We start from the raw sequence: 23,716 nt of genomic DNA, 5'->3' as shown, positions 1-23,716 counted from the left end.
CCGTGACCGCCCCCGGCCCGGCGCGCGGGTAGCCCCCGGCTCATTCGATCGAGACGTTCACAAAGCAGGCGGAACTCGCCGTCGAGTCCGGTCACGAGATCGGCCGCCGAGTTTGCGGCACCCACAGGCTCGTTTCACGCGGTGTCCGCCGGCCGTCCCCGGGGTTCGCTCGTCCGGTCCTGGGACATGAGCTCGGTGAGGTGGGCGGCGATGGCGTCGATCGTGGGGTGGTCCCAGGCCAGGGTCGGCTCGACCAGCAGGCCGACGGTCTCTTCGACGTCGACGCACAGGCTGAGCGCGTGGATCGAATCCAGGCCGTACGTGCGGAGCTTGACCGTCGGATCGATCTCGGCGGGCGGCCGTTGGAGGTAGCCGGCCACCCGCTCGGTGAGCCATCGGCGCAAGTCATGATCGGACACGGCCTCTCCCGGCGTCAGACAGGTTTTCACGGATCCGCGACCACGTTCATGAGGCGGTCGCCAGCAGATCGTTCACCGCGGGTTCCAACTCGGCGTGCAACGGGATGAGGCTCCCGCTGAGGAACAGTTCCCTCATGTGCCGACGGCGGAGCTTGCCGCTGGTGGTCTGACGTACGGCGCCACGGGCCACCAGCATCAGGCTCAGCGGGACGCCGAACTCCCTCGCCACCAGATCCATGACCCGGTCGGCCACTTCGCTGAGGACCGTCGAACGTCCTCGGCGCACCTCCTGGATCAGGACGACGTTTTCCCCGCCGTCCGGCCGGCGGACGCCGAAGGCGGCGCTTCGCCCGGCGGCGGGGTTCGCCCGGCAGGCCGCCTCCTCCAGATCCTGAGGATAGAGGTTGCGACCGTTGACGATGATGACGTCCTTGATCCGCCCCGTCACGTAGAGCTGCCCATCCAGCAGAAACCCCAGGTCACCGGTGCGCAGCCAACGGCCGCCACCCGCGCGGAAGGTGGCGCGGGTCTCCTCCGGACGGCCTCGGTAACCGAGGGCGACGCTCGGGCCCGCCACCCAGATCTCCCCGATCCCGCCATCGGGCACGGGAGCGGAACAGCCCGGATCGACGATCCGCAGGTCGAGGCCGGAAACCGGACCGCACGCCACCAGCGGAACCCCGTCGGGATCCGGAATCGCCTGATGCCGTTCCAGCGCGGAGGGGGTGAACCTGCGGACGGTCACGCCTTGCCCGCGCGGTACGCAGGTGACCATCAGGGTGGACTCGGCCAGGCCATAGCCGGGATTCCACGCGGTCGGGCGGAAACCGGCGGGAGCGAATCTCCGCTCGAACTCGGCGAGCGTACGCGCTTTGATCGGCTCGGCTCCGCTGAGGGCCATGGCCAACGTGGACAGGTCCAGACCGGCGAGTTGCTCATCGGTGATCCTGCGGGTGCACCAGGAGTATCCGAAGTCCGGGGATACGGTCCACTCCGCACCGTATCGGCTGATCAGCTCCAGCCAGCGCACCGGCCGCGCGACGAACGCGGTCGGCGACATGAACACCAGGTCGGCACCCGCGTACAGCGCGTGCAACTGGAGCCCGACCAAACCCATGTCGTGGTAGTGGGGCAGCCATCCGGCCAGCCGCCGTGGCGGTTCCGCTCCGGCCAGTGAGCGAAACAACTCCAGGTTGTGCAGCAGGTTGCCGTGTGAGACTTCCACTCCGCGCGGTTCGCTGGTCGAGCCGGAGGTGTACTGCAGGTAGGCGACGGTGTCGGCGCTCAGGACCGGCGGGGTCCAGGCGTCCGGATCGGCGGAGGGGTCGACGACGCGGGCCGAGAGGCCGGACAGTTCGGACGCGTGCGCCGAATCGGTCAGGACCAGCCGTGCACCCGCGTCCCGTAGCAGTGTCCGTACGCGGCCCGAGTGAGGTGCGCCCGCGTCCGGTAAAGGCGCGGGGATCGCGGGCACCCGGGCGTAGAGACAGCCGAGGAACGCGACGGTGAAGTCGAGCCCGGCCGGATAGAGCAGCAGCGCCGGGTGATCGGTCATGCCGCGCTCGGTGAGCCATACGGCGGTGGCACGGGCCCGCCGATCCAGTTCGGTGACGGTGAGCCGGGTCGGCTCGCCGTCGTCCCGCACGAAGACCAGTCCCCGATCATCGCTGAGGCGGTCCCGCATGTGTGCCACGAAATCGGTCATTCCGGCAACCCCTCACGGACGTACCAGGAGACCAGCCGGTCGAGGACCGCGGGAGTGACGGCGGGCGGGGCCGCCGGGTCACGCCACTCGAAGTCGTAGTGGTGCCGGAAATAGGTCGCGGTGTACTTGGCCCGCATGTTGACCACCGCCTCGAACCGGTTGAACGGCCTTTCCAGGATCTGCTCGGGTGTGGCGGGGACCAGCTCGATCGGCAGCCGAGCGTTGATCACGTCGAACAGGTCGCGGACCGGCACGGTTCCTCCGTTCACCACATGGAAGATCGGACGATCCCGGTCTCCGGCGGAGAGCGAGAGCAACCGGGAGACCGTGGTGTCGATGGGCGTCAGATGGAGATTGGCGTCCGGATGGCAGGGGAGGCGGACCCGTTCACCGGGCGTGCGTCGGGCGAAGAAGGCCATCACCCGGAGGAAGTCGTACAGGCCGTAGTCGGTCAGCGCTCGGCCGGTGCGGGAGTGGCCGACCATCACGCCCAGCCGTGCCACCAGGACGGCGCCCTCACGGGCGGACCGCGACCGGGCCAGCGCGATCTCCGCTTCGCGTTTGGAGTATTCGTAGAAGTTCCGGAACCGGTCCGGTGAAGCGTGCGCGGGCCAGTCCTCGGGAACGGGCCCTTCGGTGTCGAGCCCGCACTGGTAGGCCGTTCCGATGAAGACGTAGCGCGACCCCGGACGGGCGTGCCGCTCGTAGGTGGCCAGCGCGTTCGCGGACCCCGCCACGTTCACGTTCAGGAGGTCCTCCTCGCGGCGGGGGAAGAAGGTGACGAGCGCGGCGGTGTGCCAGAAGGTGCAGCGCTCGGCGAAGACCTCGGCCACCGGCAGGCCGAGGTCGGGTTCGTCCAACGCCAGTCGGCACACCCGGAGCCGGTCCGCCAGGGACTCGTCGAAGCCGAGGCAGAGCAGCGCGTCCGCCACTCGGCGGCGCACCACCTTCGCGGACGCGCGAGCCAGGGCGATCACTTCGTCACCCCGGGCGAGCAGGGCGCCGGTCAGATGGGAGCCCACGAAGCCGTTGGCCCCGTCGATCACCTGAACGTTCACCAAGCGACCTTCCTGTAGATGGCAACGCATAGTAATGTATCGAGCGCTCATGGTAATCGGAACTCGGGAGGCTCCATGCTCAACGACCTGCAGCAGCGCAAGATGGCCCATCTGTTCGCGCTCCTGGACGTGGACGACGACGGGGCCGTCGACAAGATGGACTACACCGCCTCGGCCGACCGGCTGGTGAACGCGTTCGGGTTCGCGCCGGGCTCGACCGAGTCGCGGCGGGTCCGGGAGCGGTACGCGAGGCTGTGGGACGAGGTGACACTTCCCATGGACGTCAACGGAGACGAACGTGTCGATCTGGGAGAGTTCACAGCCGGATTCGACCGGTTCGTCACCCAGCCCGAGGAGGGGTACCGCACGCATGTCGCACCGGTCGCCGACGCCTTCTACGACCTGATGGACACTGACGGAGACGGGCGGATCACCCGGACCGAGTACCTCCGAATGGCCGGAAGCGCCTTCCGCATGTCCGAGGCGGACGGTTTCATCGCGTTCGAGCGTCTCGACCTGGACGCCAACGGCTCGCTGAGCCGACAGGAACTGCACCTGGCGAACGAGCAGTTCTTCCGCAGCCCCGACGCGCATGCCCACGGCAACTGGCTGTTCGGCCCGCTCCCCCCGCGGATCTGACCAGCGCCCGAGCGTCACGGGCCGGGGGCCTACCCCCGCAGGTAGGTCACGACCGCGAGGACCCGGCGGTGGTCTTCCTCGGCCGGCGGCAGGTCGAGCTTGGTGAGGATGTTGCCGATGTGCTTGCCGACGGCGGCCTCGGACACCACCAGGCTCCTGGCGATGGCCGCGTTGGACCGCCCCTCGGCCATCAGCGCGAGGACCTCCCGCTCGCGGGGGGAGAGCCGTTCCAGCGGGTCGCGCCGGCGGCGCAGCAGCTGTCTGACCACCTCGGGGTCCACGACCGTTCCGCCGGCGGCGACGCTGAGCAGCGCGTCGACGAACTCCTCCACGTCGCCGACCCGATCCTTGAGCAGGTAGCCCACTCCGGTGCCATCGCCGGAGTCCAGGAGCTCGCTCGCGTAGGTCTGCTCGACGTACTGGCTCAGCACGAGGACCGGCAGGCGCGGGTCCGCAGAACGGAGCGCCACCGCGGCCCGCAGGCCCTCGTCGGTGAAGCCGGGCGGCATCCGCACGTCGGTGACCACGATGTCCGGGGCGTGCGCGCGCACCGCCTCCACGAGCCCCGCGGCGTCGCCCACGGTGGCCACCACGCGGTGCCCGAACCGGTTGAGCAGCCCGGCCAGCCCCTCGCGGAGCAGCACGCCGTCCTCGGCGAGGACTATCGAGAGGGGGCGATCGACGTGCAAGGGATCTCCACTCGTAGCAGGGTCGGCCCGCCGGGCGGGCTGGAGAGCATCAGTCTGCCGTTCACCACCGAGACGCGGTCGGCCAGCCCCGCCAGGCCGGTGCCCTCCGCCATGCCCGCGCCGCCCACGCCGTCGTCGCGGATCTCCACGACCAGCCGCGTGCCGTCCAGGTGCCCGGTGACCGAGGCCTCGCGGGCGCCGCTGTGTTTCGCCACGTTCGTCAGCGCCTCGGAGATCACGAAGTAGGCGGCGGACTCCACCACCTCGGGCAGTCGTACGGGAAGCGCCATGGAGACCTCGACGGGCACCGGTGAGCGGTCGGCGACGTCGGCGGCGGCCGCCGGCAGCCCCCGGTCGGTGAGGATCTGTGGGTGGATCCCCCTGATCAGGTCGCGGACCTCGGCCAGCGCGAGCTTCGCCTGCTCGTGCGCCCTGTCGACGAGGTCGGCCGCCTCCGCGCCCTCCGACAGCTTGGCCAGGCCGAGCGTCATGGTCAGCGCGACCAGCCGTTGCTGGGCGCCGTCGTGCAGGTCCCGCTCGATCCGCCGCCGTTCGACCTCGAACGCCTCCACCAGCCGGGTCCTGGACCGGGTGAGCTCGTCGAGCCGCTGTCCCGTGTCCGTCTCCCGGGGCACGAGGAGCAGCCTGGCCAGCATGCCGTGGGCCGTGGCGAGCAGCGTCAGCGGATAGAGGGCCAGGGCGAGCCAGACCACCCCTACCGCGAGTGCCGCGAAGGCCTCAAGCTCCGTGTTGACCAGCCAGAACTTCAGCACCCGGACCTCACCCATCTGGGCGCGCAGGACCGGCGTCAGGATCATCGACGCCGGTCCGCCGAGGCCGAACACCACCGCCAGCAACTCGATCGGCCAGAGCAGGGTGACCAGCAGGACCACGTAGGCCAGCTCCCGCCAGGTGGCCTGCTCCTGCAGGCGAAGGCGTATCCACGCGCGCGGCCCCGGCAGATCCGGCCGGCGGTGCGGCGTGTCGGCGGGCTCCGGGTCGATGATCCGCAGCCGGCGGCGTTCCAACGCGGCCACCGGTATCCCGCTGAACCCCAGGGCCAGCAGCAGCGGGATGCCCACCAGCAGCAGCGCCAGGAGCGAACTGACGAACAGCGTGAAGAGGAACGCCACCAGGACGACCTCGCCGAGGAGCACGCCGGTTACCAGGTAGGCCACCGAGCGCCAAGGCCAGGAGGTCCGCAACAGGTCCCACCGGGTGAGGGCCCGCCAGGCCGCCGATGACTGCATCCCATGACGGTACGGCCTACGCGGGCGTGCGTCCCAGGAGGCGGGGGCCACTCCCGGGGTAGGTCCAGGCATACCCCGAGGACTAGGTCCCGGTGTCCTGCGGGCGGCACCCGCGTGACGATCTCATTGGGGTCATGAAGACGGCGTCGGCCCCGGAGTTGCGGGCGTTCATGTCGGTCGCGTTGCGCAGGCAGGGTGTGGTGGGCGCGATCGCGCCGAGCTCTCCCGCCCTGGCCAGGGCTCTGACCGCGGTGGTGCCCACGCGTGGCACGCCGGTGGTGGTCGAGCTCGGTCCGGGCACCGGCCCGATCAGCGAGGCCATCAGGGAGCGGCTCGCCCCCGGCTCGCGGCAGCTCGCCGTCGAGATAGAGCCGGACCTGGCCGCGCACCTGCGCCGGACCAAGCCCTGGATGGAGACCATCCAGGGCGACGCCGCCGACCTCGGCGCACTCCTGGCCGGCGCCGGGGTGGAGAGGGTGGACGCGGTGGTCAGCACGCTGCCGTGGTCGCTGTTCCCCGGCGAACGGCAGGAACGGATCCTCGGTGAGGTCGGCCGGGCACTCGCTCCGTGGGGGGCGTTCACGACCGTGACCTACCTGCACGCCGTACCGCTCGCGGGGGCCAGGGCCCTGCGGCGGCGGCTGCGCTCGGTCTTCGACGAGGTGCTGACCACCGGGCCGGTCTGGCGGAACCTGCCGCCCGGGATGGCATACGTCTGCCGGAGGCCGGTCACCCGTGTCTGATCTGCTGGGTCAGCTCTCCCCGCCGCTGCTGCTGGCCGCGGCGTGGGTGTTGCTGGTCGCGGAGGCCGGGCTGCTGGTCGGCGTCGCCCTCCCCGGGACGAGCGTGCTCGTCGCGCTCGGGTACTTCGCCCATCTGGGTGTCGTGCCGCTGGGCGCGGCTGTCGGGGTGGCGGCAGTGGCGGCGGTGACCGGCGCCCAGATCTCCTACATGTGGGGACGGCGCCGCGTGGGCGCGGCCTCGTTCCACCGGTTCGCTCCCGGCCGCTGGGACCGGCCGCGTGAGCTGCTCGGCAGGCATGGCCGCCGGGCGGTGGTCGCCGGCCAGTGGTTCGGCAGCGCACGCACGCTCACGCCCAGGCTCGCGGGCTGGGCCGGCATGCCGTACCGCACTTTCGTCACGGCGAGTCTGCCCACGGCCTGCGCCTGGGCGACGACACTGGTCATTCTCAGCTACCACGTCGCCCCGGAGATCGTTCAGCGATTCACCGCCCACCTCGCGGTCGCGGGCCCGGCGGCGGTCGCGGTCGTGCTCGTCTTCCTCTGGGTGACCCGGGGCCGGCAGAGGGCGCTCCGGCTCGTACGCCGCCAGGGTGGAACACGCGATTCGCGATCTCGGAAGGACGTCCCATGAAGGCGGTTCGCTCCGCCGGCATCCACTACCTGTAGGGTCCCACCTTCGCCCCTATAACGCGTGCACTATAGCCGTTCAGGATTAGCGCGACATTTCATAGTTCACGCACCGTGGTGGTACACCGCAGCGACAAGAGGACCCTTCATGCCCGTGACCCATCGCCACTCCGGATACGTCCTGACGGACCACCGGATCACCGTTCCGCTCGATCACGACGATCCCGGCGGCCGGACGATCGACGTGTTCGCCCGCGAGGTGGTCGCGGCGGACCGGGCGGCTGCGGATCTTCCCTGGCTGGTCTACCTGGAGGGCGGTCCGGGCCACCGGGCGCCGCGCGCGTTCCCCGGCTGGCTGGAGCGGGCGAGCCGGGACTACCGGGTGGTGCTGCTCGACCAGCGGGGCACGGGGCTGAGCACGCCCGCGACCCGGCAGACCCTGACCGGCCTGGACGACCCCGTCGGCTACCTGCGCCATTTCCGGGCCGACAGCATCGTCCGGGACGCCGAGCTGCTCCGCGCGCACCTGGCCGGGGAGCGCCCGTGGAGCGTGCTCGGCCAGAGCTTCGGCGGGTTCTGCGCCCTCACCTACCTGTCCCTGGCGCCGGACGGGCTGCGCGAGGTGATGATCGCCGGCGGACTGCCGTCGCTGACCGCGTCCCCGTACGAGGTCTACCTGGCGGCCTACCCCCGGGTGCTGGCCCACAACGAGCGGTTCTTCGCGCGCTATCCGGGCGACCAGGAGGCCGCCGCCAGGGTGGTGAACCACCTGCGGGAGCACGAGGTACGGCTGCCCGGCGGCGACCGGCTCACCCCGCGCCGCTTCCAGACGGTGGGTATCACCTTCGGGCAGCAGGGCCGGTTGGACACGCTCCACCACCTGCTGGAGGACGCGTTCGCCGGCAACGGCGAGTTGTCCGACATGTTCCTGCGCCGAGTGGACGCCGTGGTCTCGTTCGCCGAGCATCCGCTGTACGCCCTGCTGCACGAGGCGATCTACTGCCAGGGCGAGGAGTCGGCGTGGGCGGCGCAGCGCGCGCTCGGCGAGTTCCCCGAGTTCGACCTGGAACGCGGCGGGCCGGTCCGGTTCACCGGGGAAATGATCTTCCCGTGGTTGTTCGAGGAGGATCCGGCGCTCGCGCCGCTGCGGTCGTACGCCGAGCGGCTCGCCGCGTACTCCTCCTGGCCGGACCTGTACGACCTGGACCGGCTGGCCCGCAACACGGTGCCCGTGGCGGCGGCGATCTACCACGACGACATGTACGTGGAACGCGAGCACTCGCTCCGTACGGCCGACATGGTGGGCGGTCTGACGTACTGGATCACCAATGAGTACGCCCACGACGGCCTGACCCGGGGGCCGGGCGCCCTGGACCGCCTGATCGGCATGGTCCGCCGCTGAGGCGTTGCCGCGGGCCGCGGCGGACCCCGGGCCGCGCTCGACGTCGTCCCCCGGCGACCATCCGCCTGAGCGGGCATCCACCACGCGGGATGCGACCACCGGTCAGGGAGAGGTGACCACCGGCCCTGTCCGGGTGGCGGCCGCCGTTTCCAGGGCCTCGCGCATGACCGTCGAGCCGTGTTCGACGAACTCGGTGATCGGTGGGGCGAGCGTGTCCGGGAGGACGTCGGTGTGCCAGACGAATCTGGTCCGGCCGCCCGGCTCCGGGAGGGCCTGCATCCAGGCGTGGTGATGGGAGGGATGCAAGCTCCCGCCGACGACGGTGTAGGCGACGCGCCTGTTGTCGTGATCGAGGTCGACGAGCCGTTCGTGGACGATGGTGCCGTCGGCGAAGGTGACGGTACGGGTGTCCGAGCTCAGCTGCGTATCGGTGACGAAACCGGGTGCGAGGCGTTCGTGCACCGCACCGTAGTCGCCGAGCACGTCCCAGACCTCGTCGGGCGTGGCATCGACGATGAATTCCTTACGGATGGAGGCCATTGGTACTCCCGGTCAGGCCGCGGCGACACAGAACAGGTGTCCTTCGGGGTCGGCGAGGACGGTCCACTGTCCTTCGCCGGGCTGATAGTCGGGCAGGGTCGCGCCGAGCGCGAGCAGGTCCTTGGTCGTGGCGTCCAGGTCGGTGACCTTGAAGTCGAGGTGGGCGTGCTTGGCGGCGTCCGGCCATCCCGGCCCCCGGTAGCCGACGACCCGCTGGAAGGCGAGCTGGATCGGGCCACTGCCCAGGTAGGCGAAGTCGTCGTCGCTGTGGGTGATCTCCCAGCCGGTGAGGTTCCCGTAGAACTCGGCGAGCGCCTTCGGGGCGGCGCAGTCGATGATGATCGCGGTGAGCTCCGCGTTGACGGCCATATTCATGACTCCTTGGATGTCGTTTCCTGCCCGCCCAGCATCCGCTCTCGCGTACCGAAGGGTCTTGAAGATCCTTGCGGGTCGTTCTGTCGTACCCTCGGCGTAGTCTCCGCGGCGTGTTGTCAGCCGTGACCCTCGCCGCCCGGCCGGAGTTCACCGTGACCACGGTGGCGTGCCGCGCCGACCACACCCGATGGTCGGAGCCGGAGACGCGCGATGACCACCGAATGGTGCTCGTACGGCGTGGCAGGTTCCGGCGGTGGGCCGACGGGGCGGACGCCGATCTGGATTCGACGGTGGCCTACCTGGGCGCCCCGGGGGAGGAGGAACGGTTCGCGCACCCCGCCGGCGGTGACGTCTGCACCTCGCTGAGCTTCGCGCCCTGGCTCTGGGAGGGGCTCGCGGGCGGCAGGACGGTGTACGTGGAGGCGCGCGTCGACCTGGCTCACCGTCGTCTGCTCGCCGCCGCGGGCGGCGGCGACATCGACTATGCGCTCACGGAGGAGTTGCTCCGTCTCGTCGCGGTGGCCGCAGGGCAGCCGGCCGGACAGCCGGCCGGACGTACGAGGCCCGCCGACCGGGCACTGGTCGCGGCGGCCCGTGAGGCGATCATCGAGGAGGCGCCGGAGGCGGCGAGGTTGTGCTCGCTGGCCGGGCTTCTGAGGGTCTCGCCGTACCGGCTGAGCCGGGTCTTCTCGCACCATATGGGCGTATCGCTGACCCGCTACCGTAATCGCGTTCGCGTCAGCCAGGTCATGGATCGGCTCGCGGCGGGCGAATCCAGCCTCGCCGATCTGGCCGCCGACCTCGGCTTCGCCGATCAGGCGCACCTCACGCGCACAGTCCGCGAGCACCTGGAACACACGCCGACCGCGCTGCGTCGCCTACTCGCCCCAGGTTCCTAGTGCCGTGACCGGGAGCCGCAGGGCCGGGTGTCACGGTGGTACCTGAGTCGCGAGCCACCGAACTCACCATCCCGCCCGAGCATCTCGCCGCGCGATCCCGGTTCGTTCTCCACCCGGTTGAACCTTGTCGCGATGGGACGAAGAAATTTCCGGCTGAGTTGTCGAGACCGCCCGTACGTCTCCGACAGAGGAGGTGAGAGCACGGCAGCGGCCTTCACGTCAGAGGGAGAACACCATGAACACGACAACGAACACGGCAACGAACACTCTGCGCAGCCTGGAGCCGCTCGTCGGCACCTGGGCCATGGACGGACCCGGCATGTCGGGTACGGTCCGCTACGAGTGGATGGACGGCGGCGGCTTCCTGGTGCAGCATGTCGCCCTCGTCAACAACGACGAGGTCACCCGCGGGGTCGAGTACATCGGTTTCCACGCCGAAAGCGGCCAGCTACGTTCGCACTTCTTCGGCGAGAATGGCGAGATTCTCGAGTACGTATACGAGCTCGTGGGCGATACTCTGACGATCTGGTACGGCGGCGTCGACTCCCCGGCCAAGTTCGTCGGCCGGTTCGACGTCGACGGTGTGCGCAACACCGGTGCCTGGCAGTGGCCGGGCGGAGGTTACGAGTCGAACATGACCCGGGTGGAGGAACCGACCCGATGAAGTACATGATCATGACCTTCGGCGACGCGTCGGCGTGGGACACCCTCGGCCTCGGCGCCAAGGAGGCGGCCTGGTCTCCGGAGGAGGTCGCCGAGCACTTCCGCGCCATGTCGGAGTTCTACGCCGACCTCGCGGCCTCCAACGAGATGGTCACCGGCTTCGGGCTGGCCGACCCCTCGCACACCATGACGGTGGAGATCCGTGACGGGCGGCCCGTCGCCTCCGACGGACCGCATGCCGAGGCCAAGGAGGTGCTCGCCGGGTTCGGGATCATCGACGTGGCATCACACGACCGGGCGGTCGAGCTGGCCGCGCGCTTCGCCGCGATCGTACAGAGCCGGGTGGAGCTGCGGCCGATCATGGACGACGCCGGTCGGGAGATGTGACCACATCTCAGCGGATGGAGGACCTGCTGCGCGAGCTCGCGCCGCAGGTCCTCGCCTTGCTCACCCGCCGTTACGGCCACTTCAACCTCGCCGAGGAGGCCGTTCAGGAGGCGCTGCTCGCGGCCGCGACCCAGTGGCCGGACCAGGGCCTGCCGGACAACCCGGCGGGCTGGATGACCACGGTCGCCACCCGCCGTATGACCGACCTGCTGCGCAGCGAGCAGGCCCGCCGCCGACGAGAGCAGGAAGAGGCGTTCCGCGCGCTGCCCGCCGACCTGCTGTCCCCTGCGGCCGACGTACCGCCCGCCGGGGACAGCGACGACACCCTGCTGCTGCTGTTCCTGTGCTGCCATCCCGCGCTGAATCCCCCCGCGCAGGTCGCGCTCACCCTGCGGGCCGTCGGCGGCCTGACCACCGCCGAGATCGCCCGCGCGCTCCTGCTGCCCGAGGCGACGCTCGCGCAGCGGATCACCCGCGCCAAGAAACGCATTCTGGAAGCGGGCGGCCGGTTCCGGATGCCCGATGACCAGGATCGGGCACGTCGCCTCGACGTCGTCCTGCACGTGCTGTACCTCATCTTCAACGAGGGCTACACCGCCACGGCGGGCGAGTCGCTGCACCGCGGCGAGTTGTGCACCGAGGCGATCCGCCTGGCCCGGATGGTGCACCGGCTGCTGCCCGACGTGCCTGAGGTGAGCGGGTTGCTCGCCGAGATGCTGCTCACCGACGCCCGCCGCCCGGCCCGCACCGGCCCGGACGGCGAACTGGTCCCGCTCGCGGAGCAGGACCGCGGCCGGTGGAACCGGGAGATGATCGATGAAGGCATCGCGTTGCTGACCGCCGTGTTGCCGCGCAAACGGCCGGGTCCCTACCAGCTGCAGGCCGCCATCGCCGCCGTGCACGCCGAGGCGGAACGGTTCGACGACACCGACTGGGCGCAGATCGTCGCCCTGTACCAGGTGCTCGATCGGCTCGCCGACAACCCGGTGGTCACGTTGAACCGCGCGGTGGCGGTGGCGATGCTGAACGGCCCCGCAGCTGGGCTGGCCGTCCTGGAGACGGTGGCCGACGACCAGCGGATGGCCGGCCATCACCGGCTGCACGCGGTGCGCGGGCACCTTCGTGAGGAAGCCGGAGACAGGGCGGCCGCGATCGCGGACTACCGCACCGCGGCCCGGCTCACGACCAGCCTCCCCGAACGCCACTACCTGCTGGCCCGCGCCGCCCGGCTGGACACGCGCTGACACGGCGAGTGCCGGGTACTCATCCGCGCAGGCCGGGAGCTACTCGTCGTGCCGCGCGTGGGTGGGGGGAGGTCGCTCCACGGCCGTGTAGCGGCGCAGGTCGTCGCCGGTCAGCGGGGCCCCGGGAAGGGGCGATCCCGCATCGGCGCGCAGGCCGTTCAGCATGATCTCCACCACGCGGGCCATGGCCTGCTCGTCGGACATGCCCGGCGGCGTGTAGACGTGCAGGGTCATCAGCAGGGCGATGTCGCCCGGGCCGATGTCGCCGCGCAGCGCGCCGTCCGCCTGTGCCTGCTCGGTCATCCGGAGGACGCCGGCGATCACCCGCTGCCGTATCTCGTGCAGGTCGGGGCCGGCTCGGAGCCGCTGGTGCAGGTGCGGCTCGAGCTTCGCCGACAGCACGCCCAGCCGCAGCTCGGTGCAGGCGCGCAGGAAGCGGCACAGCGCATGCCAGGCGTCGGGCTCTTCCCGCCAGGAGGTCTCCGCCAGGTCCGCCATGCGGCGAAGCCCCTCCTCGAAGACGGCGCGGAGTAACGCGTCCCTGTCGGGGAAACGGCGGTACAGCGTGCCGATGCCGACGCCCGCCCGGCGCGCCACATCCTCCAGCGGCACGTCGGCGCCCTGTTCCACGAGCAGCTCTCTGGCGGCCGCGACGATCAGGTCCCGGTTGCGGCGCGCGTCGGCGCGCAGCCCCGTCGTGTCCTGCGGGCTCCGCGTCTTCACTGCCACCTCGACTGAAAATTGGACGATTTTCCTCCGCTTAGGTTACCGTAAAGGCAAGTGGAGGAAAATCATCCGGTTAGTGGGGTGTCATGAGCGAGCGGACAGTGCTGATCTCAGGGGCCGGCGTCGGCGGGCCGACATTGGCCTACTGGCTGGCCCGGAACGGCTTCCGTGTCACCGTCGTCGAACGCGCCGAGAGGCTACGTTCCAGCGGGAACCCGGTGGACGTCAGGGGACCCGCCGTGCACGTCGCCGGACGGATGGGCATCCTGCCCCGACTGCGCGAGGCGGCCACCGGCACGACCGGCGTCACCTTCGTCGACGCGGCGGGCAGGTGTCTCGGCCGGATGGACATGCGCGCCGTGCAGCAGGCGGGTGAGGTCGAGCTGCCGCGCGGCGACCTCGCGTCGATCCTGTACGAGGCGAGCCGCGATCACGCCGAGTTCCTCTTCGACGACTCCATCGCGACCCTCGACCAGGATGCGCGCGGGGTCGAGGTCACCTTCGACCGCGCCGGGCCCCGCCGCTTCGACGTGGTGATCGGGGCGGACGGCCTGCATTCGGTGACGCGGCGCCTGGTGTTCGGGCAGGAGAGCGGGCTCGTGCGCCACATGGGCCTCTACGTCGCCACGACGCCGCTCGGCGGTGGAGCCGGGGCCGGCCGGGACATCCTTATGCACAACACGCCTGGCAAGGCGGTCGCCGTCAGTCCCACGCCCGGCGGCGACCTCGCGTTCTTCCTCTATCGGAGCCCGGCGAAGCCGGGCTTCGACTATCGCGACATCGAGCAGCACAAGCGTATGCTGGCCGGCGCGTACGCGGACGTGGCCTGGCGGGCGCCGGAACTGCTGGAGCGTGTGCGTGCTGTCGACGACCTCTACTTCGACTCGGTGAGCCAGGTGCGCCTTCCCCACTGGTGGAGCGGCCGGGTCGCGCTTCTCGGCGACGCGGCGTCCTGCGTGTCATTGTTCGGAGACGGCTCCACCATGGCAATGGCGGGGGCGTTCACCCTCGCCGGGGAGCTGGCCGACAGTCCGGACGACCCCGCGGCGGCCTTCCGCCGGTACGAGGCCGCGCACCGACGCCTCGTGGACCCCAAGCAGCGGAACATCGGCCAGGCGTCGGCGCTCATGGTCCCCGCGACAGGACGCGGCATTCTGGCGCGGAACCTGGCCACCCGCCTGTGGCCCGCAGTGGCTGTCGCCGCACGGCTGAAGCGCGCGTTCAGCGGGTCGCCGGTCGCGTGACCCTGACGCCATGGTCGGCGTGCCCGTCGCTCATCGGCCTGAGGGCGGGGTGGTGAGTGTGGAGGGTCCGTCGGTCGCCGCGTCGGCGTAGCGGCGGGCCAGGCGCGCGAAGGCGGCCTTGAGTTCGGCCGGCCCGATGACCTCGATGTCGGCGTCGAACCTGCCGATGGTGGCGGCCAGGCCGGGCCATGACCACGAGCCCAGGACGAGCCGGCATCGGTCCGGGCCGAGTTCCTCGACGATTCCCTCGCGGGTGTGGCGGGACACGGTGGCGGCGGGTAGGTCGAGGATCACCTCGCCGCGGCAGGGCCAGTCGCCGGACCCGTCGGAGCCCCGGAATCTACTGGTCACGAAGGCGGCCACGTTCCCCCCGGGCAGTTCACGTGGGGTGAAGCGAGGCCCTGTAGGGGTGCGCGGGGTGATCCGGTCGGCGCGGAAGGTGCGCCAGTCGTCGCGGTCGAGGTCCCAGGCGACGAGGTACCAGCGTCCGCCCCAGGTGACGAGGTGGTGGGGCTCCACCCGGCGCGGCGGGGTCTGCGCGCCGTTGTCGTCCACCTCTGGTGGGGATGCGGAGGCGTAGTCGATGCGCAGCACTTCGCGGGCGTGGACGGCGGTGCCGAGCGTCATGAGGACGCCGCTGTCGACCTGTGGGTTCGGTCGGGCCGTGGGCCGTTCGACGGCGGTGACCTGGAGAGTGTCGACGCGGCGGCGCAGCCGTGCGGGCATGACCTGCCGGACGGTGTTCAGCGCGCGCGCCGCGGCTTCCTCGATGCCGGCGCCGGTGGTGGTCGCGATCTGGAGTGCGACGGCGAGGGCGACGGCCTGGCCGTCGTCGAACAACAACGGCGGCAGTTCCGTGCCGATGTCGAGCCGGTATCCCCCGTCGGGGCCTTTGGTGGACAGTATGGGATAGCCGAGCTCGCGCAGGCGGTCGACATCGCGGCGCACGGTGCGCGGGCTGATGTCCAGCCGCTCGGCCAGCAGCGCCCCCGGCCAGTCCCGGCGTACCTGGAGCAGCGAGAGCAGCGAGAGCAGGCGCGCTGAGGTTTTCGGCATGACGCCAATATTGCCCAGGGAAGCGGTCACACCCTGACCGCTTCCCCCGCGGCTGCCGTTTCGTGCCAGACAACAGGAACGACAGCCACGGGAGCACTTCCAGACCTGGAGCAGCGCACCATTCGTCCAGCTGACGTCCGTGACGTCGCCGCGTCATCCTTCGGGATGGCGGGGGCGCATTTCGTCGCGTTCAGCCCTTGTAGTTGAACACCTGGCGGAGCGTGTGCTCGACCTCGACGAGGTCCTTCTGGTCCTCCATCACTTGGTCGATCGACTTGTAGGCCTCCGGGTGCTCGTCCACCAGAGCGCCCGCGCGGTCGGCGTTCCACGTGCGGTCGCCCATCGCCTCCGTGAGCGACTCGGCGGTCAGCTTCCGCCGTGCCTCACCCCGCGACATCCGGCGGCCGGCCCCGTGCGAACACGAGTTGTACGAGGCAGGGTTACCGAGGCCCCGGACGATATAGGAGCGGGTGCCCATCGAGCCGGGGATCACGCCCTGATCGCCGACGTCGGCCTTGATGGCTCCCTTCCGGGTGATCCACATGTCCCGGCCGCGGTGGTGCTCCTGCTGGGTGAAGTTGTGGTGGCAGTTGATGGTCTGGACACGCTCACCCTTGCCCACCACTGCAAACAGCGCGGCGGACAGGACCTTGTCCATGCGGGCCCGGGACGCCATCGCGTACTTCTGCGCCCACAGCATGTCGCGGATGTACGCCCAGAACTGGTCGGTGCCCTGGGCCAGGTAGGCCAGGTCCGGATCGTCGAGGGTGATGAAGTACTGAGCCATCAGCTTCTTGGCCTCGGCGATGTGGCGGGTGGCGAGCTGGTTGCCGATCCCGCGCGACCCCGAGTGCAGCACTGTCCAGACCCGGTCACGCTCGTCCAGGCACACTTCGACGAAGTGGTTGCCGGAGCCGAGGGTTCCGAACTGGCAGGCGACCGTCTTCTCCTGCTTGCCGGTGAGTTCGGTGTGCGGCCGGCCGAGGTCGGCCAGCGCGCCATCGACCGTGGGATCGTCGTGGCCCTTCCCGACGCCGGCGGGGATGCCCTGTTCCACAAGCGGCATCAGCGCGCCCAGGCTGTCGGGCAGATCGGCGGCGGTCAGCGTCGTCTCGGTTGCGACCATGCCGCAGCCGATGTCGACGCCCACAGCGGACGGGATGATCGCGCCCTGGGTGGGGATGACGGAGCCGACGGTGGCGCCCATGCCTACGTGCGCGTCCGGCATCAATGCGACATGGCCTGGCACGAATGGGAGACGGGCGGCGCGGGCAGCCTGTTCGATCGTGCCGGGCTCGATGTCGGTGGCCCATGAGAGCAGGTTGGGGGCGACCTGGTTCGGCATGAGGGGTCTCCTTTGTGTCCTTGCTCAGTCTGCACCGGTTGGCGTGGAGGGCACGACTCATTTGATCTGTGGCCGGGTTGTACAGAGAAGGCCCGCACATCCTCACGGGGACGTGCGGGCCTTCTTCGCGTGGCGGTTGTCCCGGCGCGCTTCGTTGTCGAGCAGGGTCGTGAGTGGCTACCGGCACGCGGGTGCCGACTATTCGTCCGCGCGGGTCGTGGGCATGGGCGATCTCGGCCTCGGCGGGTGACCCGGACGGGAGCGGCGAGAGGTGGTCCGGGCCGTCATGACGGCCGCCCGCCGAACTGCCAGTTGTGCACCTCGATGTCGGCGTACCGGTCCGGGGTCAGGATGGCGCGTGCCGTGTCCGGGTCCGGCGCCCGGACCAGCGCCGCCGTACCCAGCCACGCGGTGCCGTCGTCGGACAGCAGCGGCCCGTACGCGATCAGGTCGTCCTGGTCGGGCGGCACGGCGAGGTCGGCGGCCTGCCCCGTGCCGAGGCCGAGTACCAGGTACCGGTTGCCGCCGGTCCGGCCGCCGGAGAAGTCCCACATGGTGCGCCCCAGCGTGTTGCGCCACTGTCGCAGCAGCACGTCCCGGTACACGCCGGCCTGGTAGTTCGGCTCGTCGAAGGCGAACGCGCGGGCGGCGACGGGATCGGGCAGGCCGACGATGTGCACGCTGCCGGTGGGTGTGTCGCCGTCGTCGGCGAGGGTCGGGCCCCGCGCGATCATCTCCGTGGCGTACCGGTCCATATAGGACCAATGCTCTTCCAGAAGATCATCGCGCAGCGCTACGGAGTCTGGCCGGTCTCGGTGATAGCAGAAGAACTCCATGTCCCTAGTCTCAACCCACCACCGGATCACCTCGCACGAACACATCCGCACCACCATGTCCGGCGGCATCGACGCCCTCGATGCCGCGGCACTCGGCCGACGGTAGCGCGTCGCGCACGCGCTGAATGAACGTCAATGCGAGGCGCGGGATACAGGACATACAAGCACTTCCTGGGTTGGTTCGGGCGTGTGTAACCTCATGCCTTGAATCCCCTAGGAGTTCTCTTGTCTGGTGCTTCCCGCAAGCGTGACCTGCTGGTCGTGCTGCTCTCCCTGAACAGTGGCGCGACCGACGCCATCGGCCTGCTCCTCCTGGGCGGTGCCTTCACCAGCGTGATGACCGGGAACATGGTGCTCCTCGGCGTTTCGGGTGCTCAAGGGGACGGGTCGCTCGCCCTGCACGCCGGCGCGGCGATCATCTGCTTCGTGATCGGCTGCGCGGTGGGCCATCGGCTGGCCGGCAGCGCCCGTCCCGACGACCCGGTCTGGCCCGCCCAGATCAGCCGGGCGCTCACCGTCGAGTTCGCCGTGCTCGTGCTGTACGCCGCGTTCTGGATGTTCGCGGGCGGCGACGTGTCGGAGGCGGGGGCACTCGGCCTGCTGGCGCTCAACGCGTGCGCGCTCGGCATCCAGAGCAGCAGCGTGCAGCGGTTCGGGGTGCCCGGCCTCTCCACGACGTACCTCACCGGCACGCTGACCACGCTGGTGATGCGGTTGACGGCGGGCAAGCCGCTGCGCGACGTTCAGCTCAGCGCGCTGCTGCTGCTCGGACTGATCGGCGGCGCGACACTCGGTGGGCTGCTCGCCCTGCGCGCGCCGGTCGTGGCCCCGCTTCTCCAGCTCGCGTGCGTCGGCACCGTCCTGCTCGCCTCGCGCTTCTTCACGCCCACGCGCACGTCAGCCACCGTCACCACCGCCGAGGTCACCGGCTGACCCGGACGAGACCCCGGAGCGTCAGCCGCGGATGGCGTCCAGGGCCATCAGGGCGACCTCCAGGGAGACGCAGACCTCCTCGGACTCCAGATCGGCGCAGGTACCCGTACTTCCCCCGAAGAACAACATGATGGGCCGCGGAGAGTGAGGGGGGACTGCCGGCACTCGCGGAGAAGCCTCGCTGGGGCCGAGCTCAACCAGTCCACGGTCCGCTCGTCGGCCACCGAGTCTCGGTGGCCGACAGCGCCAAACTCGGCCTGGTGTAGCCGGCCCGTTCTGCTCGCTCGGCGGAGAGGAGCGACTCACTGGGACAGGACGCTCTTCGGCAGGTAGATCGGCATGGAATCCTCCCAAACGCTGTCGGTCAGCAGCCTCTTGCCGGAGCCGTCCGCATTCATGATGAAGATCTGGCCGTACGGCTGGAACGTGTTGTCGTACAGCGCCGCTTCGTCCCGGAAGCCGTACACGCCGCTGTTGTACAGGATGCGCCCGTCGTGGTTCCAGACAGCGTGGCCTTCGTTCGCGCCACTGCCGGAGGTCAGGATCCGCAGGTTGCTTCCGTCGGGGCGGATGGTGCACACGTCGAAGTCGGTCGCGCTCGTCTTGCGAGTGAAGACGATGAGGTTGTGAAGCGGGGACCAGTCGGGCAGGTTGTCGTACTCGTCGGTGAGCACGCGAGCCTCGCCGGTGGTCAGGTTGAGGATGCGCAGACCCTTGTTCTCCGTCCCCCAGATGCGATAGACGATCTCGTTGCCGTCGGGCGAATAGCTGGGGAAGCCGGCGTTGGTCGTGCCGTCGGTGAGCACCTCCCATGCCGAGCCGTCACTGCGTACCCGGGCCACCGCGGCCGTGCTCGTCGCGCGCGTGAAGAACCAGCCGCCCAGACCGAAGGCGATCCATTCGCCGTCCGGCGACCAGGCGGGACGGAACGCGCCGGCCAGGCCCCTGGCGACCATGGACGGGTCGAGGCCCTTGCCGTTGCTGTCGAAGACGAGGCGCTGATCAGAGCCGTCCGGCTTCATGGTGATGATCGAGGAGTGGCCGAGCTGCTTGTCCGTGTACGCGAGGCGACCCTGCCGGGACAGGACGGGGAAGACGTCGCAGAAGCGGTAGTCCCAGTCCGGATCCCAGCTGTAGAGCGGCGTGTCGAGCGGGCGGATCGTCCAGCTGGTCTTCTCGTAGATCACCGATGTCCCGTCCGGCGACCATACCGGCGAGCGCAGCGCCCGCTTGACGGGCGCGATCGTGCCGGAGGTGTAGGCCAGGCCCTCGTTCGGGCCTCCCTTGACGAGGTAGCCGATCTCGGTGGCGCTCACGAACTGGGGCGCGACCTTCAGGCCGGGGCCGGAGGTGTGCTCGATACGCTCCCCCGTCGCGACATCGACCGAGACGATCTGGGATTCGGCTGTCCCGATGCCCTCGGGACGGTGGGCGTACCAGGTGTTCTCCCTGGTGATCTCGTAGAAGACGACCCGGCGGCCGTCCGGTGACCATTTCGGCGAGCCGAGGCAGTATCCCTGTTTGGTCGCGATCTGCCGGAAGCCGGTGCCGTCCGGTCGGATGACGTAGATGCTGAGCTCCTGGGTGTGCTCCCAGCCGCGGCCGTCGTTGTGTCCTGACCAGGCTGTGTTGCGGTCGCTGGAGAAGGCGATCCACTGGCTGTCGGGCGACCAGGAGGGGCGGAAGTGCCCGTCGGGCGAGGCGGGATCGCCGGCGACCTCCGGACTGTCGGTCAGGTTCTTGAGCTTCTTGGTACGCAGGTCGAGCACCCAGATGTGCGCCTTGTGGTCTCCGCGGGTGGAGACGAAGGCCAGCCTGGTTCCGTCCGGGGAAAGGACGCCGCAGTCGTACACCGCCGAGCCGACCGCCAGTGACTGGATGCCCGTTCCGTCGATACGAGCCTGGTAGAGGCAGGAGTTGCCGTCGCCTGTCCGTTCCGAGGTGAAGACAAACGACTGGCCGTCGGCGGCGAAGCCGGCGTGGTAGTCGTACGAGGTGTTTCCCAGCAGGGAGCGCTCGTTCGAGCCGTCGAGGTTGGAGATGTAGAGGGTCGATGCTGACGGGCCGATCCGGTTCATCAGCATCACGCCCTTCTTGTGCTCGCCGGCAGATGCCACGGCGAAGGGCGTGGGCAGCAGGGTGGCGCCGATGGTGGCCGCTCCGGCCATCAGAAACGTTCGACGTCTCATACCGTTGTCCATCGCTGTACCTGTTCCTTTCCATGTGGACGGCTGAATCCCGCCGGGGATGTATGCGCCCGCCGAATCCGGGTGCCGCGCTTCGTGGACTTTCCTGGAAAGCCGAGGAGCTCAGGCCCGGCGGGGCGTCACGTTTGCTCCGCCACCGGGCGGCGGCGGGTGATGAGTCCGAGGCGCTTGAGCGCGAGCTTGTCGAGCGAGGTAAGCAGCCCGTTCAGGATGAGCGTCATCGCGACCAGGACGATGAGGCCGGCGAACTCGGTGGCCGCGTCCAGGTTCATCGCCGAGGTGAACAGCCCATGGCCGATCCCCTCGGTGGAGGCGATGAACTCGGCGCCGATGACGCCCAGGATGGCCAGCGGGCCGCCGGTCTTGAGCGCGGCGAAGAACGGCGCGGCCAACGTCGGGATCGTCACGTAGACCAGCAGGTGGAGCCGGCGGCCGCCCATCACCTGCACGATCTCGACGAGCTCCCGATCCCGCAGGCGCAGGCCGAGGTAGACGTTGTAGAACATCACGAACGCCGGCCCGATCATCGCGATCGTGATCTTCGACCAGGCGCCGATGCCGAAGAAAAGCAGGAAGAGCGGGGCGAGGGCGATCTTGGGGATGCCGTTGAAGGCGGCGATGAGGGGCTCCAGCACCCGGCCGGCCAGCGGGAAGGAGCCCAGCAGCAGGCCCATCACGGCGCCGAGCGTGACGCCCAGGCCGAAGCCCGCCGCCACCTCGATGACCGTCGTCCGGATGTCGATCCACCCCTCCGGGGAGCCGAGCATCTTGCCCAGTGCCTGCGCCACCTCGGTGGGCATGCTGACCGCGTACTCGGGCAGGACCGGCCCGCTCAGCACCTGCCAGAGGAGGAGCGCGAGCGCGATCACCCCGATGCGAAGCACCACCAGCGTGACCCGGCCCTCGCGCCAATCCGTCTTCCGCCTGGTCGCGGTGGCACCCTCGGCCTTCTCCACGGTTCTGTCGGTGGCAGCCACCATGTTCCGCTCCTTGTCACGCGCCGCCGGACGGCGTGTGCTTGTTGGTCCAGTCGTTCGGGGTGACGGTCATCACCTTGGGGAGCACGCCGAGGCCGTTGACGAAGTCCAGGGTCTTCTTCCACTCCGCGTCGTTCATCGCGACGCTCGTCGGCCAGCCGACCTGCTTCAGGCTGGCCTGCAGCGCCGGCGCCGGGGTGCCCTTCATCGCCTTTGCGGCGATGTCCAGCAGCTCCTTGTCGTCCACATGCGCGTTCATGTAGGCCGTGGCGTCCTGGACCGCGGCGACGAACTTCTTGGCGGTTTCGGGGTTCTTCTCGAGGTAGTCCTTGCGCGCCACCACGAACTCGCCGTAGCCGGCGCGTTCGGGAGACCACTCGGGGACCCGCAACGGGTCCGCCACCACGACGCCCTCCCCGGCGAGCTGGATGGACAGCGGGGTCGGCTGGCCGGTCATGAACCAGTCGATCTGGCCGCTGTTGAGAGCGGCTTTGTTCGCTGCCGGGCTCGGCAGCTGCACCCACTTCACCTGGGCGGGGTCGACGCCGCGGGCCTTGAGGAACTGACTTGCCTGAGCCTTGGTGTTGGCCGAACTGGCGCCGCCGATGGAGTTGCCCAGCACCTTGGCCACCTGCTCCGGCGGGGTGTCGGCGGTGATCATGTTGGCTTCGGCGAACTTCTTGCTGACGACGATGGCGATCGGGTTGCCCAGGCCGTCCGCGGCGACGGCGACCTGGGGGACGCCCTTGGCCAGAGCGGACAGGAAGCCGGTCGGGCTGGAATTGAGGAACTGCACCGAACCGGATTCGAGAGCTGCCGGGCCGGTCGAGGCGTTCGTCGAGACGAACTTCACCTGGAGTCCGTGCTTGCGGAAGTAACCGTTGGCCTCGGCCACCTGCATCGGCAGGTCCATGATGTTGTCTCCCGCGCCGACCGTGACCGTGGTCAGGCCGTCGCCCTGACCGGATCCCGACTCGCCGCAGGCCGTCAGGGTGAGGCCGAGGGCCAGGGTGGTCGCGAGCGTTGAGGCCCGCAGGTGGTGTCCCATGTGATCTCCTGTCATTCGGTTGCCGTCTGCAGCAGCAGTGCTCGGCGGGCGGAGGCGACGTGGTGGCGCATCGCGGCCGCGGCGGCGTCCGGATTGCGGGTGACGATGGCCAGCAGGATCGCCTGGTGCTCCTCCAGCGACCCGGTCCTCGGGTGCTGGACGGACAGGTTGCGGTACTGGCGCATGACCAGCGGGTACAGCAGGGTGTCGTAGGCCCGTGCCAGGGTCTCCTGGTGGGCGGCCGCCTTCACCTGCTGGTGGAATCTGCGGTTGCCGCGCGAGTAACCGGCCTGGTCGCCGCGCTGCTGGCAGTCCGCCATCTCCTCGAGAGTGGCGCGCAGCTCGCGGATCTCCTCCTCGGTGGCCCGCTCGGCGGCCTTGCCCGCCAGGGCGGACTCCAGCACCTCGCGCGCCTCGAGGATGTCGGCTGCCTCCTCGGGAGAGAAGTTTCGAGTCCGTACCCCGCGGTTGACCTCGCTGGTGACGTAGCCCTCCTGGGTCAACCGGACCAGCACGGCGCGCATGGTGCTGCGCGAGACGTTGAAGAGCGAGGTCAGCTCCGCCTCGGTGAGCCGCGTGCCCGGCTCGATGCTGCCCGACAGCAGCAGGGAGCGCAGCCCCTCGTACGCGGAACGGGTGGCCTTGCCCGGCTCCAGGGCCTGGTCCTGGTTGTTGACGTTCATCTTGATCACCTATGTCTTGGA

26 protein-coding genes are annotated in these 23,716 nt (G+C 69.9%); 11 read left to right on the top strand and 15 right to left on the bottom strand.

Annotated features, from left to right (window positions below; translation table 11 throughout):
• Window positions 1–134: 134 nt before the first annotated feature.
• The 3 genes from IMZ11_RS23150 to IMZ11_RS23140 are packed head-to-tail and all read right to left on the bottom strand — an operon-like array spanning window position 135 to window position 3,182.
• The gene (locus IMZ11_RS23150) at window positions 135–419 is read right to left on the bottom strand and encodes an acyl carrier protein (protein ID WP_228644446.1); all 285 of its coding nucleotides are present in this window, start codon (window positions 417–419) and stop codon (window positions 135–137) included.
• A 46-nt stretch (window positions 420–465) separates the two neighbouring features.
• Window positions 466–2,124 carry a fatty acyl-AMP ligase gene (locus tag IMZ11_RS23145; protein ID WP_228644445.1) on the bottom strand — a complete coding sequence of 553 codons (1,659 nt, stop codon included), beginning with the start codon at window positions 2,122–2,124 and terminating at the stop codon, window positions 466–468.
• The gene (locus IMZ11_RS23140; RefSeq protein WP_228644444.1) at window positions 2,121–3,182 is read right to left on the bottom strand and encodes an SDR family oxidoreductase; all 1,062 of its coding nucleotides are present in this window, start codon (window positions 3,180–3,182) and stop codon (window positions 2,121–2,123) included. The genes IMZ11_RS23145 and IMZ11_RS23140 overlap by 4 nt, the downstream gene beginning before the upstream one ends.
• Window positions 3,183–3,257: 75 nt before the next feature.
• On the opposite strand from IMZ11_RS23140, the gene IMZ11_RS23135 reads away from it, so the two are divergent.
• Entirely contained in the window at window positions 3,258–3,821 is a 564-nt protein-coding gene (locus IMZ11_RS23135) for an EF-hand domain-containing protein (protein WP_228644443.1), read from the top strand.
• Window positions 3,822–3,850: 29 nt separating this feature from the next.
• Here the strand turns inward: IMZ11_RS23135 and IMZ11_RS23130 are convergent, their stop codons facing one another.
• On the bottom strand, window positions 3,851–4,510 hold the full coding sequence (locus IMZ11_RS23130; protein WP_228644442.1) for a response regulator transcription factor: 660 nt from the start codon (window positions 4,508–4,510) through the stop codon (window positions 3,851–3,853).
• Window positions 4,483–5,760 carry a sensor domain-containing protein gene (locus IMZ11_RS23125; protein ID WP_228644441.1) on the bottom strand — a complete coding sequence of 426 codons (1,278 nt, stop codon included), beginning with the start codon at window positions 5,758–5,760 and terminating at the stop codon, window positions 4,483–4,485. Before IMZ11_RS23125 ends, IMZ11_RS23130 begins: the two co-directional genes overlap by 28 nt.
• A 134-nt stretch (window positions 5,761–5,894) precedes the next feature.
• Here IMZ11_RS23125 and IMZ11_RS23120 point away from each other — a divergent pair, with 134 nt between their 5' ends.
• The 3 genes from IMZ11_RS23120 (at window position 5,895) to IMZ11_RS23110 (ending at window position 8,532) form a co-directional block, all read left to right on the top strand.
• Entirely contained in the window at window positions 5,895–6,503 is a 609-nt protein-coding gene (locus IMZ11_RS23120; RefSeq protein ID WP_228644440.1) for a class I SAM-dependent methyltransferase, read from the top strand.
• Window positions 6,496–7,134 carry a DedA family protein gene (locus IMZ11_RS23115; RefSeq protein ID WP_228644439.1) on the top strand — a complete coding sequence of 213 codons (639 nt, stop codon included), beginning with the start codon at window positions 6,496–6,498 and terminating at the stop codon, window positions 7,132–7,134. Before IMZ11_RS23120 ends, IMZ11_RS23115 begins: the two co-directional genes overlap by 8 nt.
• A gap of 144 nt (window positions 7,135–7,278) precedes the next feature.
• Entirely contained in the window at window positions 7,279–8,532 is a 1,254-nt protein-coding gene (locus IMZ11_RS23110) for an alpha/beta fold hydrolase (protein ID WP_228644438.1), read from the top strand.
• Between the two features lie 102 nt (window positions 8,533–8,634).
• Here the strand turns inward: IMZ11_RS23110 and IMZ11_RS23105 are convergent, their stop codons facing one another.
• Window positions 8,635–9,072, bottom strand: a complete 438-nt coding sequence (locus tag IMZ11_RS23105; protein ID WP_228644437.1) for an SRPBCC family protein — start codon at window positions 9,070–9,072, stop codon at window positions 8,635–8,637.
• A 12-nt stretch (window positions 9,073–9,084) separates the two neighbouring features.
• Window positions 9,085–9,441 carry a VOC family protein gene (locus tag IMZ11_RS23100; RefSeq protein WP_228644436.1) on the bottom strand — a complete coding sequence of 119 codons (357 nt, stop codon included), beginning with the start codon at window positions 9,439–9,441 and terminating at the stop codon, window positions 9,085–9,087.
• Window positions 9,442–9,557: 116 nt separating this feature from the next.
• Here IMZ11_RS23100 and IMZ11_RS23095 point away from each other — a divergent pair, with 116 nt between their 5' ends.
• From IMZ11_RS23095 to IMZ11_RS23080, 4 genes are all read left to right on the top strand, one after another.
• Window positions 9,558–10,346, top strand: a complete 789-nt coding sequence (locus tag IMZ11_RS23095; RefSeq protein ID WP_228644435.1) for an AraC family transcriptional regulator — start codon at window positions 9,558–9,560, stop codon at window positions 10,344–10,346.
• A 235-nt stretch (window positions 10,347–10,581) separates the two neighbouring features.
• Window positions 10,582–11,010 (top strand): hypothetical protein, encoded by a 429-nt coding sequence (locus IMZ11_RS23090; RefSeq protein ID WP_228644434.1) that lies wholly within the window; start codon window positions 10,582–10,584, stop codon window positions 11,008–11,010.
• Entirely contained in the window at window positions 11,007–11,396 is a 390-nt protein-coding gene (locus IMZ11_RS23085; protein WP_228644433.1) for a YciI family protein, read from the top strand. The genes IMZ11_RS23090 and IMZ11_RS23085 overlap by 4 nt, the downstream gene beginning before the upstream one ends.
• A 14-nt stretch (window positions 11,397–11,410) precedes the next feature.
• Window positions 11,411–12,640 carry an RNA polymerase sigma factor gene (locus tag IMZ11_RS23080; RefSeq protein ID WP_228644470.1) on the top strand — a complete coding sequence of 410 codons (1,230 nt, stop codon included), beginning with the start codon at window positions 11,411–11,413 and terminating at the stop codon, window positions 12,638–12,640.
• A gap of 39 nt (window positions 12,641–12,679) precedes the next feature.
• On the opposite strand, the gene IMZ11_RS23075 is transcribed toward IMZ11_RS23080, so the two are convergent.
• Window positions 12,680–13,363: a TetR/AcrR family transcriptional regulator gene (locus IMZ11_RS23075; protein WP_228644432.1), complete on the bottom strand. Its 684-nt coding sequence runs from the start codon at window positions 13,361–13,363 to the stop codon at window positions 12,680–12,682.
• A gap of 89 nt (window positions 13,364–13,452) precedes the next feature.
• On the opposite strand from IMZ11_RS23075, the gene IMZ11_RS23070 reads away from it, so the two are divergent.
• A complete protein-coding gene (locus tag IMZ11_RS23070) occupies window positions 13,453–14,610 on the top strand; it encodes an FAD-dependent monooxygenase (protein WP_228644431.1) in 1,158 nt (385 codons plus the stop codon).
• A gap of 30 nt (window positions 14,611–14,640) precedes the next feature.
• Here the strand turns inward: IMZ11_RS23070 and IMZ11_RS23065 are convergent, their stop codons facing one another.
• Window positions 14,641–15,666: a YafY family protein gene (locus IMZ11_RS23065; protein WP_228644430.1), complete on the bottom strand. Its 1,026-nt coding sequence runs from the start codon at window positions 15,664–15,666 to the stop codon at window positions 14,641–14,643.
• 190 nt (window positions 15,667–15,856) lie between these two features.
• Window positions 15,857–17,011 carry an RtcB family protein gene (locus IMZ11_RS23060; protein ID WP_228644429.1) on the bottom strand — a complete coding sequence of 385 codons (1,155 nt, stop codon included), beginning with the start codon at window positions 17,009–17,011 and terminating at the stop codon, window positions 15,857–15,859.
• A gap of 112 nt (window positions 17,012–17,123) precedes the next feature.
• Here IMZ11_RS23060 and IMZ11_RS23055 point away from each other — a divergent pair, with 112 nt between their 5' ends.
• Window positions 17,124–17,261: a hypothetical protein gene (locus IMZ11_RS23055; protein WP_228644428.1), complete on the top strand. Its 138-nt coding sequence runs from the start codon at window positions 17,124–17,126 to the stop codon at window positions 17,259–17,261.
• 34 nt (window positions 17,262–17,295) lie between these two features.
• Here IMZ11_RS23055 and IMZ11_RS23050 read toward each other — a convergent pair whose 3' ends face one another.
• The gene (locus IMZ11_RS23050; protein WP_228644427.1) at window positions 17,296–17,847 is read right to left on the bottom strand and encodes a YciI family protein; all 552 of its coding nucleotides are present in this window, start codon (window positions 17,845–17,847) and stop codon (window positions 17,296–17,298) included.
• 225 nt (window positions 17,848–18,072) lie between these two features.
• On the opposite strand from IMZ11_RS23050, the gene IMZ11_RS23045 reads away from it, so the two are divergent.
• A complete protein-coding gene (locus IMZ11_RS23045) occupies window positions 18,073–18,780 on the top strand; it encodes a YoaK family protein (protein ID WP_228644426.1) in 708 nt (235 codons plus the stop codon).
• A 302-nt stretch (window positions 18,781–19,082) separates the two neighbouring features.
• Here IMZ11_RS23045 and IMZ11_RS23040 read toward each other — a convergent pair whose 3' ends face one another.
• The 4 genes from IMZ11_RS23040 to IMZ11_RS23025 form a co-directional block, all read right to left on the bottom strand.
• On the bottom strand, window positions 19,083–20,969 hold the full coding sequence (locus IMZ11_RS23040) for a hypothetical protein (protein WP_228644425.1): 1,887 nt from the start codon (window positions 20,967–20,969) through the stop codon (window positions 19,083–19,085).
• A gap of 137 nt (window positions 20,970–21,106) precedes the next feature.
• Window positions 21,107–21,967 (bottom strand): ABC transporter permease, encoded by an 861-nt coding sequence (locus tag IMZ11_RS23035; RefSeq protein WP_228644424.1) that lies wholly within the window; start codon window positions 21,965–21,967, stop codon window positions 21,107–21,109.
• A gap of 13 nt (window positions 21,968–21,980) precedes the next feature.
• On the bottom strand, window positions 21,981–23,012 hold the full coding sequence (locus IMZ11_RS23030) for an ABC transporter substrate-binding protein (protein ID WP_228644423.1): 1,032 nt from the start codon (window positions 23,010–23,012) through the stop codon (window positions 21,981–21,983).
• An 11-nt stretch (window positions 23,013–23,023) separates the two neighbouring features.
• The gene (locus IMZ11_RS23025) at window positions 23,024–23,695 is read right to left on the bottom strand and encodes a GntR family transcriptional regulator (RefSeq protein ID WP_228644422.1); all 672 of its coding nucleotides are present in this window, start codon (window positions 23,693–23,695) and stop codon (window positions 23,024–23,026) included.
• Between the last annotated feature and the right edge of the window lie 21 nt (window positions 23,696–23,716).

Source organism: Microtetraspora sp. AC03309, assembly GCF_020826795.1.
Classification (GTDB): Bacteria; Actinomycetota; Actinomycetes; order Streptosporangiales; family Streptosporangiaceae; genus Microtetraspora; species Microtetraspora glauca.
The sequence above is the reverse complement of the archived record's forward strand: the minus strand, read 5'-3'. Positions and strand labels throughout refer to the sequence as shown.

What these genes read in the sequence shown, in the direction of transcription:
- IMZ11_RS23145 (WP_228644445.1), bottom strand. Translation starts at nt 2,124, where the DNA reads ATGACCGATTTCGTGGCACACATGCGGGACCGCCTCAGCGATGATCGG.
- IMZ11_RS23135 (WP_228644443.1), top strand. Translation starts at nt 3,258, where the DNA reads ATGCTCAACGACCTGCAGCAGCGCAAGATGGCCCATCTGTTCGCGCTC.
- IMZ11_RS23125 (WP_228644441.1), bottom strand. Translation starts at nt 5,760, where the DNA reads ATGCAGTCATCGGCGGCCTGGCGGGCCCTCACCCGGTGGGACCTGTTG.
- IMZ11_RS23120 (WP_228644440.1), top strand. Translation starts at nt 5,895, where the DNA reads ATGAAGACGGCGTCGGCCCCGGAGTTGCGGGCGTTCATGTCGGTCGCG.
- IMZ11_RS23110 (WP_228644438.1), top strand. Translation starts at nt 7,279, where the DNA reads ATGCCCGTGACCCATCGCCACTCCGGATACGTCCTGACGGACCACCGG.
- IMZ11_RS23105 (WP_228644437.1), bottom strand. Translation starts at nt 9,072, where the DNA reads ATGGCCTCCATCCGTAAGGAATTCATCGTCGATGCCACGCCCGACGAG.
- IMZ11_RS23100 (WP_228644436.1), bottom strand. Translation starts at nt 9,441, where the DNA reads ATGGCCGTCAACGCGGAGCTCACCGCGATCATCATCGACTGCGCCGCC.
- IMZ11_RS23090 (WP_228644434.1), top strand. Translation starts at nt 10,582, where the DNA reads ATGAACACGACAACGAACACGGCAACGAACACTCTGCGCAGCCTGGAG.
- IMZ11_RS23085 (WP_228644433.1), top strand. Translation starts at nt 11,007, where the DNA reads ATGAAGTACATGATCATGACCTTCGGCGACGCGTCGGCGTGGGACACC.
- IMZ11_RS23080 (WP_228644470.1), top strand. Translation starts at nt 11,411, where the DNA reads ATGGAGGACCTGCTGCGCGAGCTCGCGCCGCAGGTCCTCGCCTTGCTC.
- IMZ11_RS23070 (WP_228644431.1), top strand. Translation starts at nt 13,453, where the DNA reads ATGAGCGAGCGGACAGTGCTGATCTCAGGGGCCGGCGTCGGCGGGCCG.
- IMZ11_RS23065 (WP_228644430.1), bottom strand. Translation starts at nt 15,666, where the DNA reads ATGCCGAAAACCTCAGCGCGCCTGCTCTCGCTGCTCTCGCTGCTCCAG.
- IMZ11_RS23060 (WP_228644429.1), bottom strand. Translation starts at nt 17,011, where the DNA reads ATGCCGAACCAGGTCGCCCCCAACCTGCTCTCATGGGCCACCGACATC.
- IMZ11_RS23050 (WP_228644427.1), bottom strand. Translation starts at nt 17,847, where the DNA reads ATGGAGTTCTTCTGCTATCACCGAGACCGGCCAGACTCCGTAGCGCTG.
- IMZ11_RS23040 (WP_228644425.1), bottom strand. Translation starts at nt 20,969, where the DNA reads ATGAGACGTCGAACGTTTCTGATGGCCGGAGCGGCCACCATCGGCGCC.
- IMZ11_RS23035 (WP_228644424.1), bottom strand. Translation starts at nt 21,967, where the DNA reads ATGGTGGCTGCCACCGACAGAACCGTGGAGAAGGCCGAGGGTGCCACC.
- IMZ11_RS23030 (WP_228644423.1), bottom strand. Translation starts at nt 23,012, where the DNA reads ATGGGACACCACCTGCGGGCCTCAACGCTCGCGACCACCCTGGCCCTC.
- IMZ11_RS23025 (WP_228644422.1), bottom strand. Translation starts at nt 23,695, where the DNA reads ATGAACGTCAACAACCAGGACCAGGCCCTGGAGCCGGGCAAGGCCACC.